The 14,228-nt window shown below is 68.3% G+C and carries 13 protein-coding genes; 3 read left to right on the top strand and 10 right to left on the bottom strand.

What is annotated here, in order from left to right:
* Positions 1-2: 2 nt before the first annotated feature.
* Positions 3-1,217, bottom strand: a complete 1,215-nt coding sequence (gene glgC / locus LMQ14_RS06850) for a glucose-1-phosphate adenylyltransferase (protein ID WP_267734025.1) — start codon at positions 1,215-1,217, stop codon at positions 3-5.
* 216 nt (positions 1,218-1,433) lie between these two features.
* On the opposite strand from glgC, the gene glgA reads away from it, so the two are divergent.
* Positions 1,434-2,597, top strand: a complete 1,164-nt coding sequence (gene glgA, locus LMQ14_RS06845) for a glycogen synthase (protein WP_267734024.1) — start codon at positions 1,434-1,436, stop codon at positions 2,595-2,597.
* A gap of 22 nt (positions 2,598-2,619) precedes the next feature.
* Here glgA and LMQ14_RS06840 read toward each other — a convergent pair whose 3' ends face one another.
* From LMQ14_RS06840 to LMQ14_RS06810, 7 genes are all read right to left on the bottom strand, one after another.
* The gene (locus LMQ14_RS06840) at positions 2,620-2,787 is read right to left on the bottom strand and encodes a DUF3117 domain-containing protein (RefSeq protein ID WP_003406247.1); all 168 of its coding nucleotides are present in this window, start codon (positions 2,785-2,787) and stop codon (positions 2,620-2,622) included.
* 213 nt (positions 2,788-3,000) lie between these two features.
* Positions 3,001-3,579 carry a DNA-3-methyladenine glycosylase I gene (locus LMQ14_RS06835; RefSeq protein WP_267734023.1) on the bottom strand — a complete coding sequence of 193 codons (579 nt, stop codon included), beginning with the start codon at positions 3,577-3,579 and terminating at the stop codon, positions 3,001-3,003.
* Positions 3,576-3,926 (bottom strand): DivIVA domain-containing protein, encoded by a 351-nt coding sequence (locus LMQ14_RS06830; protein ID WP_267734022.1) that lies wholly within the window; start codon positions 3,924-3,926, stop codon positions 3,576-3,578. The genes LMQ14_RS06835 and LMQ14_RS06830 overlap by 4 nt, the downstream gene beginning before the upstream one ends.
* 47 nt (positions 3,927-3,973) lie before the next feature.
* On the bottom strand, positions 3,974-4,969 hold the full coding sequence (locus LMQ14_RS06825; RefSeq protein WP_267734021.1) for a glucosyl-3-phosphoglycerate synthase: 996 nt from the start codon (positions 4,967-4,969) through the stop codon (positions 3,974-3,976).
* Entirely contained in the window at positions 4,966-5,790 is an 825-nt protein-coding gene (gene folP / locus LMQ14_RS06820) for a dihydropteroate synthase (RefSeq protein ID WP_267735390.1), read from the bottom strand. Before folP ends, LMQ14_RS06825 begins: the two co-directional genes overlap by 4 nt.
* A gap of 82 nt (positions 5,791-5,872) precedes the next feature.
* A complete protein-coding gene (fadD6, locus tag LMQ14_RS06815) occupies positions 5,873-7,657 on the bottom strand; it encodes a long-chain-acyl-CoA synthetase FadD6 (protein ID WP_267734020.1) in 1,785 nt (594 codons plus the stop codon).
* Between the two features lie 33 nt (positions 7,658-7,690).
* On the bottom strand, positions 7,691-8,254 hold the full coding sequence (locus LMQ14_RS06810) for a TIGR00730 family Rossman fold protein (RefSeq protein ID WP_267734019.1): 564 nt from the start codon (positions 8,252-8,254) through the stop codon (positions 7,691-7,693).
* Between the two features lie 99 nt (positions 8,255-8,353).
* On the opposite strand from LMQ14_RS06810, the gene LMQ14_RS06805 reads away from it, so the two are divergent.
* The gene (locus LMQ14_RS06805; RefSeq protein ID WP_267734018.1) at positions 8,354-10,489 is read left to right on the top strand and encodes an AAA family ATPase; all 2,136 of its coding nucleotides are present in this window, start codon (positions 8,354-8,356) and stop codon (positions 10,487-10,489) included.
* Here the strand turns inward: LMQ14_RS06805 and dapE are convergent.
* A complete protein-coding gene (gene dapE / locus LMQ14_RS06800) occupies positions 10,486-11,562 on the bottom strand; it encodes a succinyl-diaminopimelate desuccinylase (RefSeq protein WP_267734017.1) in 1,077 nt (358 codons plus the stop codon). The two genes, LMQ14_RS06805 and dapE, sit on opposite strands and share 4 nt — an antisense overlap.
* A gap of 186 nt (positions 11,563-11,748) precedes the next feature.
* Here dapE and dapD point away from each other — a divergent pair, with 186 nt between their 5' ends.
* Entirely contained in the window at positions 11,749-12,702 is a 954-nt protein-coding gene (gene dapD / locus LMQ14_RS06795) for a 2,3,4,5-tetrahydropyridine-2,6-dicarboxylate N-succinyltransferase (protein WP_267735389.1), read from the top strand.
* 3 nt (positions 12,703-12,705) lie between these two features.
* Here dapD and LMQ14_RS06790 read toward each other — a convergent pair whose 3' ends face one another.
* On the bottom strand, positions 12,706-13,962 hold the full coding sequence (locus LMQ14_RS06790) for an MFS transporter (protein ID WP_267735388.1): 1,257 nt from the start codon (positions 13,960-13,962) through the stop codon (positions 12,706-12,708).
* Positions 13,963-14,228: the final 266 nt, after the last annotated feature.

Here is a 14,228-nt window from a genome sequence, read left to right as displayed (position 1 = left end):
AGCTAGACCCAGACGCCTTTGCCCACCGCGACCACGCCGCCGGCGCTGATCGCGAAGCGTTCCCGGTCCTTTTCCAGATCCACCCCGACCATTTCGCCGGGACCGATCACGACGTTCTTGTCCAGGATCGCGTGACGGACCACCGCGCCGCGGCCGACCCGGACGCCCGGCATGATCACGCTGCCCTCGACGATCGCTCCGTCGTCGACCACCACGTTCGACGACAGCACCGAGTTGCGTACCGACGCCGCCGAGATGATGCTGCCCGCACCCACCACCGACTCCTGGGCGGAGCCACCGTTGACGAACTTCGCCGGCGCCAGGTTCTCCGTGGCGCCGCGAATCGGCCAGCGCTGGTTGTACAGGTTGAAGACGGGGTGCACCGACACCAGGTCCATGTGCGCGTCGTAGAACGCGTCCAGCGTCCCGACGTCGCGCCAGTAGGCCCGGTCGCGGTCGGTGGCGCCGGGAACCTCGTTGTCGTTGAAGTCGTAGACCGCGGCCATCCCGTCACTCACCAATCGCGGGATGATGTCGCCGCCCATGTCGTGATCGGAGTGGTCGTCGTCGGCGTCGGCGCGGATCGCATCGACGAGCACCTTGGTGGTGAAGATGTAATTGCCCATCGAGGCGAACGTGGTCTCCGGGTCATCGTGGGTGCCCGGCGGCTCGAGCGGCTTCTCCACGAAACTGCGGATCCGGCCGGAGTCGTCGGAGTCGATGCAACCGAACGCCGAGGCCTCGGTGCGCGGCACCCGGATGCCCGCGACGGTGGCGCCGGCCCCGCTGTTGATGTGGAAGTGGACCATCTGCTCGGGGTCCATCCGGTACACGTGGTCGGCGCCGAAAACCACTATGTAGTCGGGGTCTTCGTCATAGATCAGGTTCAGGGATTGATAGATCGCGTCGGCGGAGCCGGTGTACCAGCGCGGGCCCAGGCGCTGCTGCGCCGGCACCGGGGTGATGTACTCGCCGGCGAGACCGGACAACCGCCAGTTCTGCGAAATGTGTCGGTCAAGTGAATGCGACTTGTATTGCGTGAGAACGCAGATCCTCAGATAACGCGCATTGACGAGGTTGGAAAGCACGAAGTCGATCAGGCGATAGGCGCCCCCGAAGGGAACTGCGGGCTTGGCCCGGTCCGCGGTGAGCGGATACAGCCGCTTGCCCTCACCGCCGGCCAGGACGATGCCCAGCACGTGTGGTGCTTCCCTCATGGCTCCAAACCTATCGGCCGCCGCAAACCGCTGCCAGGGGGAATCCCCCCGGCCGCCGTTCTGACGGGCTGTCCGTCAAGGTATTTGGCAAACTTGACGCGCCGCTCACCGTAATCCATTGTGCCGCCCGGCGCGCGGCGGCGTCGCCGCGGAATTCACCAGCGGCTTTTCCATCCGACTCGCGAGCGGCGTCGCAAGCAAACTACGGTGCGGTGTATGCGGGTGGCGATGATGACTCGGGAGTACCCACCAGACGTCTACGGGGGAGCCGGCGTACACGTCACCGAGCTCGTCGCCCAACTGCGCCGACTGTGCACGGTCGACGTGCACTGCATGGGCGCACCACGCCCGGGTGCTATCGCGCATCAGCCCGACCCACGGATCCAGAATGCCAACGCCGCGTTGTCCACGCTGTCCACGGATCTGGTGATGGCCAACGCCGCAGCCGAGGCGACGGTCGTGCATTCGCACACCTGGTACACCGGCATGGCCGGGCACCTGACCGCGTTGCTCTACGACATCCCCCACATTCTGACCGCCCACTCACTGGAACCGCTGCGGCCGTGGAAGGCCGAACAACTCGGCGGCGGCTACCGGGTCTCGACGTGGGTGGAGCGCACCGCGATACTGGCAGCCGATGCCGTGATCGCGGTGAGCGCCGGGATGCGCGAAGACGTGCTGCGTGTCTACCCCACGCTGGATCCCAGCCAGGTGCACGTCATCCGCAATGGGGTCGATACCGACGTATGGCATCCGGCCGGGCCGGTGGACTCCGGGTCGGTGCTGGCCGAGCTCGGCGTCGATCCGAACCGGCCGATGGTGGCATTCGTCGGGCGGATCACCCGGCAGAAGGGCGTCGGTCACCTGGTCGCTGCCGCGCACCACTTCAGCCCGGACGTGCAATTGGTCTTGTGCGCCGGCGCTCCCGATACTCCGGAGATCGCCGACGAAGTACGCGCCGCGGTAGACGAGCTCGCCCGCGCCCGCACCGGCGTGTTCTGGATCCGGGAAATGCTGCCCATCGGGGAACTGCGCGAAATACTTTCGGCGGCGACAGTTTTCGTGTGCTCGTCGGTGTACGAGCCGTTGGGCATCGTGAACCTGGAGGCGATGGCCTGTGCAACCGCGGTGGTGGCCTCCGACGTGGGCGGAATTCCGGAGGTGGTCGTCGACGGAGTCACCGGCTCGCTGGTGCATTACGACGCCGACGACGGAAGCGGATATCAGGCGAGATTGGCTGAAGCGGTCAATGAACTCGTCGCGGACCCGGCAAAAGCCGAGCGCTACGGTCGCGCCGGACGCCAGCGTTGCATCGAGGAATTCTCCTGGGCGCACGTCGCTGAGCAGACGCTAGAGATCTACCGGAAGGTGTGTTCTTAGCTGCCCCCGACACCTTGGCGGACTAGCTGGTGACGCCTTTGAGTTCGTCGCCCAGGGCGGCGGCTTCGTCGGGTGTCAACTCGACGACGAGACGGCCACCACCTTCAAGTGGTACCCGCATTACGATGCCGCGCCCCTCCTTAGTTGCTTCCAGAGGACCGTCTCCGGTCCGGGGCTTCATCGCCGCCATCGAGTGCTCCCTCCAGATTCGAGTTGGCCCGTCCTCGCGAGCCTGGTCGGCGGCGAGCTAGCCCCGCCAGCGGATTTCCAGCCATACCCGACATTGAACTGCCAAATCACTCCCCCATTGTTCCTTATTGCGGTCGCTAAATGCACAACACCCGTCTCTAGAGCCCGTTCCGGGGCTGGGGAGCCTGGTTTGCCGGGCCCATCGCCCGGGCCCTCATCGAGGCGAGGGGACCCAGCAATCACGGACGTGGTCGTCGACCATCCCGGTCGCCTGCATCAGCGCATACGCGGTAGTGGGGCCCACGAAGCGAAATCCGCGCCGTTTAAGTTCCTTCGCCATGGCCTTGGATTCGTCGGTAGCGGAAGGGATTTCGGATCCGTCGGCGGGACGGGGCCGCGACGGCGGCGCGAACGACCACAGCAGGTCGGACAGATCTTCCGACGTTCCCATTTCCGCCGCCGCGCGCGCGTTGGCAATCGTCGCGTCGATCTTGGCCCGGTTGCGGACGATGCCGGCGTCGGCCATCAGCCGTTGCACATCGGCGTCGGTAAAGCGCGCCACCTTTTCGATGTCGAACCCGGAGAAGGCCCGCCGGAAATTCTCCCGTTTGCGCAGGATCGTCAACCAGGACAGGCCGCTCTGAAAGGCCTCCAGGCTCATCCGCTCGAACAGCGCCACCCGGCCGCGCAGCGGGCGGCCCCACTCCTCGTCGTGATAGTCGCGGTACAGGTCGAAGTCGGGCCCGGGCTGGCCCACCGCCCAGCCGCAGCGAATCAGCCCGTCATCGGTCACGCCGGATCCTCGCCCGGGGCGTCCTCGCCGTTGCCCACGTCGGCGGTGTCCGCGTCCTTTCCGGCCGCGTTGACCGCCGCCAGCTGACCCCGCAACGCCTCGAGCTCGCGCGCCAGCCGGTCCAGCACCCAGTCCACCTCGCTGGTCTTGTAGCCGCGCAACACCTGGGTGAACTTGACCGCGTCGACGTCGGTGCCCGTGACGCCGTAGGCGGGCAGCACCGTCGCCGTCGTCCCCCGCGGCAGGGGCGGCAACTGCTCACCCCGCCCGAACAGCAGGCTCGCCGCGCCGAACAGCACGATCGCCACCAGCACCAACACCACGATGTACAGCAAGACCAACGCCACGGAATCGATAGTGCCCTATACCGCCGACAGGACAGCGAGCGTGGGCCCTATCGGGGCCTAACCCCGTTCATCGGCGGCCGGTCGTCCAGCGACACCGGCCAGGTGTGCTGGGTGTAGCCCTCGCCGTCGGCGAAGAACTGGGTCAACCCAGCCCCGGAGTCGGGTACGCCGCAGCGCGAGAGCAGGGTCGCGATCACCTGGCGGCTCATCGCGCCCAGCTCGGCCAGCGGCCGGTTGCGGTGCGCCCGCACACCCAGATTGACCTGGGCGATCGCGTCCAGGCCCAACCGGTCGAAGGTGTCGATCAGCAGGCCGATCTCCACGCCGTAGCCCGGCGCGAACGGCAGCGAACTCAGCAGTTCCCGGCTGGCCGCGTATTCGCCGCCCAGCGGCTGCAATATGCAGCCCAGCTCGGGCCGCAGCGCCGCCAGCAACGGCCGGGCGGCCAGCTCGGTCACCCGCCCCCCACCGGTGGACTGCGCACTGCCATCCTCGTCTTCGACACCGTCGGCCTCGCGGACCAGCAGGGGCCGCCGGTAGAAGCTCTTGACCAGGTGAACGCCGTCGTCGGTAAGCAGCGGGTCAACCAACCAGGGCACGAACATCGGGTGCGGGTCGACCAGGTCGGAATCGATGAAAACGACGATGTCGCCGCTGGTCACGGCGAGCGAGCGCCACAACGCCTCGCCCTTGCCGGACCGGGTCGCAACCTCGGGCAGCGCCTGTTCCCTGCTGATCACGCGGGCGCCGGCGGCAATCGCGCGGATCTCGGTCTCGTCCGTCGAGCCGGAGTCCAGCACGATCAGCTCGTCGACCAACCCGTCGACCAGCGGTGAAATGCTGTCGACCACCGAGGCGATGGTTGCTTCCTCGTCGAGCGCCGGCAGCACCACCGAGATCGTGCGCCCCGCCTTCGCCGCTTCCAGTTGCGCCAGCGTCCGGCCGGGACGACTCGAGCTGCGGCTGGACAGCCAGACGTCGCCCGGCCGGGCCGCGACGGCCCCGGCGGCGAGATCGCCGGCCACCAACTCCGATGCCGTCATGCCAGTCCCCTCACCGTGCGCGCCGGCGCGCGGGTGCCCTGGATCGAGGCGACCATTTCCAGCACCCGTCGGGTCGCCGCGACCTGATGCACCCGAAACACGCGCACCCCGGCGGCCGCCGCCAGCGCGGTCGCCGCCAGCGTCCCCTCAAGCCGTTCGGTCAATTCCACCCCCAGAGTCTCCCCGACGAAGTCCTTGTTGCTCAAAGCCATCAGCACGGGCCATCCGGTATTAACAAGTTCGCCCACGTGGCGCAACAGAACCAACCCGTGGAAGGTGTTCTTGCCCATGTCATGCGTCGGGTCGATCAACACCCGGTCGGGGGCCACTCCGGCCGCGACCGCGCGCTCGGCGGCCCCGGTGACCTGACGAATCACGTCGTCGACCACGCCGCGGGTCGTTGTCCCGAAGCTCACCCGGAACGGCCGCGTGCGCGGCCGCGCGCCGCCGGTGTGCGAACACACCAGGCCCACGCCGAGCTCCGCGGCGACCTCCGGCAAGGCCGGGTCGACGCCGGCCCAGGTGTCGTTGATCACGTCCGCGCCCGCCGCGCAGGCCAGTCTGGCCACTTCGGAGCGCCAGGTGTCGACGCTGATCAGCTGGTCGGGATAGGCGCCACGCAGCCATTCGATGAACGGCACCAGCCGGGCGATCTCCATGTTCGCGTCGACGTGCTCGCCCGGGCCCGCCTTGACGCCGCCCACGTCGATCAGGTCGGCACCGTCGGCGACGGCCCGGTGGACGGCGGTCCTGGCCGCCTCGTCGCTGAAGGTCGCACCCTTGTCGAAGAACGAGTCCGGGGTGCGGTTGATGATCGCCATGACCAGCGCGCGGTCCCCCGCAACGGGTCGGCCGCACAGAGTTGACTGCACACGTCCATAGTGCCCGGTCACCGCCGGGGCTTCAGCCTTGCGGTCGCTTCCCCGCCGCGACCTCGTCCGGGTACGCGTCGTAGTACGGCACGTAACCGTCGTCGCGGCCGGCCAGGACGTACAACGGGTCCTTCACGTCGGGCCCGTAGGCCTGCTCGCGCAGCTCCACCTTGCGGCTCTTGAACGTCGTGGTGTGCTCCAGCGTCTTGACCACCCGCACGAACAGCGGCAGCGCGTACGCCGGCAGCTGCCCGTACACCGCGCGGGCCAGGGCCTTGCCGTCGAACTCCGCGCCCTCGCGCAACTGCACCGCGGCCATCCCGGCGCGCCCGCCGGTGTCCGGCACCTCGACGCCGAAGACGGTGCACTCCTCGACGCTCTTGTCCGACGCCAGCGCCGCCTCGACCTGGGTGGTGGCGACGTTCTCGCCCTTCCAGCGGAAGGTGTCGCCGAGCCGATCCACGAACGCGGCGTGCCGCATGCCCTGCGGGCTCATCACGTCGCCGGAATTGAAATAGCAGTCGCCGTCGCGGAAAGCGTTGCGCACCAACTTCTTTTCGCTCGACCCCTTGTCGGTGTACCCGTCGAACGGCTGCAGCCGGTTGACCGGGCTGAGCAACAGGCCGGGCTCGCCGGCCGGTACCTTGCTCACCCGGCCGTTAGCGTCGCGCAGCGGCTCCCCGGTGTCGGGGTCGTACGCGACGTACACCAGCGGCAGCGGCGCGAAGCCGGTCGACCCGGGCACGTTGAAGATGTTGATGAAGGCCGTGTTGCCCTCGCTGGAGGCGTAGAACTCACACACCCGCGAGATGCCGAAGCGCTTGGTGAATTCCTTCCAGATCTCCGGGCGCAGTCCGTTGCCGGCGATCAGGCGCACCTTGTGTTTGCGGTCGGTGTCCTTGGGCGGCTGGTTGAGCAGATAGCGGCAGATCTCGCCGATGTAGATGAACGCCGTGGCCTGGCTGTCGATGACCTCGTCCCAGAACCGGGAGGCCGAAAACGACTTGCCCAGCGCCAGCGTCGCCCCGGAGTTGATCACCGACGACAGCGCCACCGTCAGCGCGTTGTTGTGGTACAGCGGCAAGCAGCTGTACAGGGTGTCGGAGCTCTTCAGCCGCAACCCGAGTCCGCCGAACGCCGCCAGGGCCTTGAGCCACCGCAGATGCGTCATCACGCTGGCCTTGGGGAACCCGGTGGTGCCCGACGTGAAGATGTAGAAGGCGGTGTCGCGGGCCTGTACGGCTGCCACCGAATGCGGGTTGGTGGCCGCCGCGCCGACGGCGAAGCGCTCCAGGTCTTCGATGGTCAGGGTGTTGGCGGTGCCCACGGAACCGGACTCGGCGACCGCGCTGACCAGGTCGGTCTCCGCAATCAGCACCTTGGCGTCCAGCAGGCCCAGGCTGTGCGCGAGCACCTCGCCGCGCTGGTGGTAGTTGAGCATGCCGGCGACTGCCCCGCATTTGACGGTGGCCAGCATCGCCAGCACCGTGTTGGGCGAGTTACGCAGCATGATCGCGACGACGTCGCCGTGGCCGACACCGCGCGCGGCCAAGACGGCGGCGTAGCGGTTGGCGGCCGCGTTGGCCTCGCGGTAGGTCAGCTGCTGGTCGCCGAAGCGCAGGAAGACCTTGTGGCCGTAGCGAGCGGCACGGTCCTGGAACACACTGCCGATCGACTTGTGGGAGCCCGGCTGGGCCAACAGCCCGGTCAGCGCGCCGCGGACGATCACCGGCATGTCGGCCAGTACGCTCGGCAGCCCTGACGCGATGTCGGTCAGGCCGATCCGTCCGCGTGCTCCCCCGCCGTGATCGGACACGTCCTACCTCGATTCCCCTTGACGCAGCCGACCTCAGACAGGGGCACACGCCTCGATTGCGGCATTCACCTTATCGACCAGCACCAGCGCATCCATCGCCACCTGCGAGATGTACCCGCGGTCAAGCAAGTCGTTCAACCACACCAACAAGCCCTCGTAGTGACCCCAGGTATCCAGCATCACCACCGGTTTGTCGTGCATACCCAGATAGCCCGTCGTCCACGCCTCGAACAGCTCGTCGAGCGTGCCGATCCCGCCCGGCAACACGATGAATGCATTGGAGCGGTCCTCCATGATCCGCTTCCGGTCGCGCATCGTGTCAGTGACGATCAGCTCGCCGGCGTCCTTGTCGGCAAGCTCGCGGCGCATCAGCTGTTGCGGGATCACCCCGACGGTCTGCCCGCCGCGGGCGCGTGCCGCACTGGCCACCGCGCCCATCGCCGAAAGGTTGCCGCCGCCCCACACCAGGGTCCAGCCGCGTTCGGCGATCGCTTCGCCGAGTTCGCTGGCCAGATCAAGCAATTCGGGGTGCGTCGGGCCGGACGCACAGTAAACGCAGACCGCCCATTCGCTTGAGGTATCGCCGTCGGGGCGCATATCCGCCAAGGTAGACCAAAGCCCTTCGAACCGTGCACGTACGGGGCCATCGCGCTAGCTAGTCACCGTCAGGACACCGCGCGGCAATAAACTCTGTCGGTGCCGATTCGATGGAACGTCCCGCAGCACGCGTCCACGTTGGAACAGCTGGATTCAGCCCTGAGTGACGGGGCACGACGCGGCGCGGTGGTGCTCGGACCCGACGGCATCGGCAAGTCCACCCTGGCGCGGCTGGCCGCCGAACAGTTCTCCAGCCGCAACCCGGGCACATTCATCCGCTGGGTCACCGGCACCCCGACCGAGCGGGTGGTCCCGTTCGGCGCCTTCAGCCACATCGTGGACATTGCCGATATCGGCAAGCCGGCCGCGCTGTTGCGGGCGGCCCGGGCATCGCTGAGCCGAGACCGGCAGGGCGATTTGCTGCTGATCGTCGACGACGCCCACGACCTGGACATCCTGTCGGCCACCCTCGTCTACCAGTTGGCGCTGGCCGGGACCGCCCGGATGATCGTCACCGCCCGCGCGGACGCCGCACCCGAAGCCATCGCGGCGCTGTGGACCGACGGTCTGCTGGAACGGATCGACGTCGACGCGCCCGGCGAGGCGACCAGCGCGGCCGAGGTCGACACCTTCATCGCCGAGCTGCCCGAGGCGGCCCGGGCGGTGCTCGACTACCTCGCCGTCGAAGAGCCGCTGTCGCTGGCCGATCTCACCGTGCTGGCCGGCGACGGCGCGGTCAGCGAGGCGCAGGACTGGGGTGCGGCGGAAACCCGGGTGCGCGACGAGCACACCGAAGATCCGGTGGTGTACACCGCCCACCCGCTGTTCTCCGAACGCGCGCGGACCGCGCTGGGCGCCGACGGTGCCCGACGGCGGCGCACCGCATTGGTCGAGCTGCGGTCCCGACATCGTTCGGATCACCTCAGCGACCGGCTGCGGCTGGCCTCGCTGGCGCTGGACAGCGACGCCCCGCAGCCGGTGGCCGAGGTCGTCGACGCGGCGCAGCAGGCGCTGCGGCTGGGGGATCTCACGCTGGGCGAGCGACTGGCCCGCTCCGCGCTGCAGCGCTGCGAGGACTCCCAGGCACTCGCGGCGCGGCTGCCGCTGGCGAATTCGCTGGCGTTTCAGGGCCGCGGCAGAGAGGCAGAGGAGCTGCTGGCCGCGGTCGACTCCGCCGCGTTGTCCGAAGAAGACCTGATGACCTGGACCCTGCTGCGGGCGGCCAATCAGTTCTTCATGCTCAGCGAGCCGGAGCGGGCCACCGCATTCCTGCTGACCATCCGCAATCGCGTCCCCGACGTCGGCCCGCGGCTCACGCTCGACGCGCTGAGCGCAACGTTTGCGATGAACGCCGGCAACATCGAGGGTGCCGTCGAGATCGCGCATCGGGTGCTGGATTCACCGGCCGCCGACGACCAGGCGGTGGCCTGGGCGGCCAGCGCGGCCACGCTGTGTTCGGCGCGTCAAGGCCGGTTCGCCGACGTCGAGCCGCTGGCGCAGCGTGCCCTGGGCGCCGAGCACCCCGGACTGCTGCGGTTCACGGTTGGGCTGGGCGAGACGACGACCCTGCTGATGGCGGGCCGGGTGCAGACGGCGACCGAATTGGCGCAGCAGTTCACCGATTTCGCCGAATTGCAGCAGCCGGGCCGGGCGATCGGCGAGGTGCTGCTGGCGCACACGCTGATCGCCGCCGGCCGATTCGCCGAGGCCGCGGCACTGCTGGGCCCGGCCGCCGCCGCGCTGGAACGCACCGGCTATTCGTGGGGCCCGCTGTCGCTGATGCTGCTGGCCACCGCGCTGGCCCAGCAGGGCGACATCGCCGCGGCCGCAAAAGCCTTGAGCAGAGCCGAATCTCGGCATGGAACGAAGTCGGCTCTGTTCAGCCCCGAGCTCGGGGTGGCCCGAGCCTGGCGGCTGGCCGCCGAACGCGACTCGCACGGGGCGATCGCCGCGGCCCGCGACGCGGCCCGGATGGCCGAACGGCGCGGGCAGTCGGCCGTGGCGCTGCGGGTCTGGCACGAGGCCGTCCGCCTCGGCGATATCCGCGCGGTGGATCCGCTGGCCCGGCTGTGCGACGAGGTCGACTGCGTGGCGGGGCAGCTCGCGCTGGCGCATGCCAAAGCGCTGGCGACCAACGACGACGCCGCGCTGCGCGCGGTGGCCGAGCAGCTGACGGCCGTTGGTATGCATGCGGCGGCCGCCAATGCCGCCGCGCAGGCGCAGCAGTGCGCTTAGCCGCCCAGGTAGGGCCGCAGCATCTGCACCGCGGCGGTGATCGCGGCGACGGGCACCCGCTCGTCGCGGGTGTGCGCCAGGTTGGGGTCACCGGGCCCGAAGTTGACCGCCGGGATGCCGAGTGCGGCGAATCGGGACACATCCGTCCAGCCGTATTTGGCCCGCACCTGTCCGCCGGCGGCCTCGACCAGCGCCTTGGCGGCCGGCTGCGACAGGCCGGGGAGCGCACCCGCCGCGCCGTCGGTCTGCTCGATCTGGACGTCGATCCCGTCCAACACGTCGTGCACGTGTTGCAGCGCCTCGGTCAGCGAGCGGTCCGGCGCGAAGCGGTAATTGACGGTCACCGAGGCGGCGTCGGGAATGACATTGCCGGCTACGCCGCCGTCGACCCGCACGGCCGACAAGCCTTCGCGGTACTCGCAGCCGTCGATGTCGACGGTGCGCGCCTGGTACCGGGCCAACCGATCCAGCACGGTACCCAGTTTGTGAATTGCGTTGTCGCCCAACCAGGAACGCGCCGAATGCGCGCGGGTTCCGGTGGCGCTGACCACGACTCGCAGCGTGCCCTGGCAACCGGCCTCGATGTAACCCGCGGTGGGCTCGCCGAGGATCGCGACGTCGGCGGTCAACCAGTCCGGCAACTCGCGCTCGATGCGGCCCAAACCGTTTGCCGCAGCGTCGATTTCCTCGCAGTCGTAGAGCACCAGCGTCAGGTCGTGCGACGGCTCGGCCACCGTGGCGGCCAGATGCAGAAAGACGGCGTCGCCGGATTTCATGTCCGAGGTGCCGCAACCATGCAGCACGTCGCCTGCTGCGCCGGCACTGCGATGGCTGGGCAGGTTTTCGGCGACCGGGACGGTGTCGAGATGACCGGCCAGCAGCACCCGCGACGGCAGGTTTCGCTGGGTGCGCGCCAGCACGGCATTGCCGTTGCGCACGATCTCGAAGCCGGACGTCTGCGCGCGCAGCGCGGCCTCGACCTCGTCGGCGATGCGCGCTTCGGCTCGCGACTCGCTGGGGATGTCGACCAGCGCCGCGGTCAACTCGATCGGATCGCCATGCAAGTCCAGCACCCAACCAGCGTAATGGGCGGTTGGGTCAAGACGATCAGCCCAGCGTGTATCGATGGCATTGCCTGCGGCACACCTTGCTGACTAACTGATTCGTTACTTAGCAGGATAACCACCGACAGCTGAGTAACGCAAGCATTAGTTAATGGATCGGGGGCCTTGTGGTGTCCGCTCGGGCAGGAAAGTAACCTGACCGCCGTGACTGGAGCTGCAGGTATCGGGTTGGCGACACTGGCCTCCGACGGATCGATCCTCGACACGTGGTTTCCCGCACCGGAACTGACGGAGTCGGACACCAGCGGTACCTCGCGCCTCGCGCTGTCCGATGTGCCGCCCGAGCTGGCCGCACTGGTCGGACGCGACGACGACCGCAATACCGACACCGTGGCCGTGCGCACGGTCATCGGCTCACTCGACGATGTGGCCGCCGACGCCTACGACGCCTACCTGCGGCTGCATTTGTTATCTCACCGCCTGGTCGCGCCGCATGGGCTGAACGCCGGCGGCTTGTTCGGGGTATTGACCAATGTGGTGTGGACTAATCACGGGCCTTGCGCGGTCGAGGGTTTCGAGGCGGTCCGGGCGCGGCTGCGCCGCAAGGGACAGGTCACCGTCTACGGCGTCGACAAGTTCCCGCGAATGGTCGACTACGTGGTGCCCACCGGTGTCCGCATCGCCGACGCCGACCGGGTCCGGCTCGGCGCGCACCTGGCGCCGGGCACCACCGTGATGCACGAGGGCTTCGTCAACTTCAACGCCGGCACGCTGGGCACCTCGATGGTAGAGGGCCGCATATCCGGCGGCGTGGTGGTCGGTGACGGGTCGGATATCGGCGGCGGCGCATCGATCATGGGCACGCTGTCCGGCGGTGGCACGGAAGTCATTTCGGTCGGTAAGCGTTGCCTGCTCGGCGCCAACGCGGGGCTGGGCATCTCACTGGGCGACGACTGCGTCGTCGAAGCCGGCCTGTATGTCACCGCGGGCACCAAAGTGCTTACGCCCGAGGGCAAAACGATGAAGGCACTCGAGCTCTCCGGCGGCAACAACCTGTTGTTCCGCCGCAATTCGGTCAGCGGCGCCGTGGAAGTGGTGGCCCGCGGCGGCCAGGGCATCGCCCTCAACGAGGACCTGCACGCCAACTAACGGCTACAGCGTTGTTCCGTGGGTTTCCGGCAGTAGATAGGTGCAGACCAGGCTGGTCAACGCGAGGCCGCCGAGCATCGCGCCGATCGACCAGCTGCCGTAGGTCGCCAGCAGCGTCCCGGCGATCAGCGGCGGCAGGGCCCCACCGATCACACCGGCCAGGTTTATCGACAGCGCTGAGCCGCTGTAGCGGTAGCGGGTGGCGAAGAGTTCGGGGATGAAGGCTCCGCTGGGTCCGCTGCCGAACCCGGTGATCGCGAAGGTGCCGACAATCGCCACCGCATACAACGCCTTATTGCCGGTATCGATCAACGGAACCACCACGAACGCCCAGGGCACCGAGGCCGCCCAGCCCACCAGCATGATCCGGCGCCGGCCGACTCGATCGCACAGGGTGGCCGAGACCACCACGGACGCGATGCTGACCAGGCCGCTGAGCACGCCGACCGACCAGATGAAGCTGCGCGTATAGCCCAGGTGGGTGTGGCCGTACATGGCCAGATAGGTGTTGCCCATGTAGCAGAACGCCATCGTGCCCAGCATGGCGCCGGCGGCCAGGAAGATTTCCCGGCCCTGCAGGCGAAACACCTCGGACAGCGGCGCTTTGGGCACCAGGTCGCGCGACTTTTCCTCGGCGAACACCGGAGTCTCGTCGATGTTGAGCCGCACGTACAACGCCAGTGCGATCAAGACCGCGCTGATCAGGAACGGGATCCGCCATCCCCACTGCAGGAACTCGGGGCTGTATTCGCCGATCGTGACGTTCACGCCCAGGAAGGTCAGGCTGCTCAGCACTCCGGCGACACCGCCGCCGAGCAGGGTGAACATGCCGTACCGGCCGCGTCGGCCGCCGGGCGCGTATTCGGCGCTCAGCAACGCCGACCCGGCCCATTCGCCGCCCACCGCGAACCCCTGCAGCAGCCGCAGTCCCATCAGGATCAACGGCGCGGCCATCCCGATGGATGCGGTGCTGGGCACCAGGCCGACGCTCACGGTCGCCACGGCCATGATCAGCAGCGTGGAGACCAGCGTCTTCTTGCGGCCCAGCCGGTCGCCGAAGTAGCCGAAGACGGCCGCACCGACGGGCCGGGACAGAAACGCCGTGGCGAAGGTGCCCATCGAGGCGACCATCGCCACGCCGGGGGTGAGGTTCGGGAAGAACACAGCGGGGAACACCAGCGCCGCGGCGGTGCCGTAGATCAGGAAGTCGTAGAACTCGATTGCCGAGCCGACCAGGCAGGAGATCGCGACGCGCGCCATCGGTGTGGCGCGCGGCTGGTCCGCGATCGTCGTCACAGCGCCAGCTGGGCGCATCGACTCACCCATCCGTTAGTGCCCCTTTGCGTCGGTGGTCCCTGGGGTCGTTCCCCAACGAAGGTAGGCGAACGCGCGAATTCTCGCCCCCCGACTAGCCTGGCAATATCCTGCGTGTCCCGCAAAGCGCCAGCTGACAACGCACATTGTGATGTGTCGGTTACCAAGCCGATGTGACAGCCGTGTCGTGGCCCGCCAAAACCTGGGGATGC

The organism is Mycobacterium sp. Aquia_213 (assembly GCF_026625985.1).
Classification (GTDB): Bacteria; Actinomycetota; Actinomycetes; order Mycobacteriales; family Mycobacteriaceae; genus Mycobacterium.
This window is presented reverse-complemented; position numbering and strand designations above follow the sequence as displayed.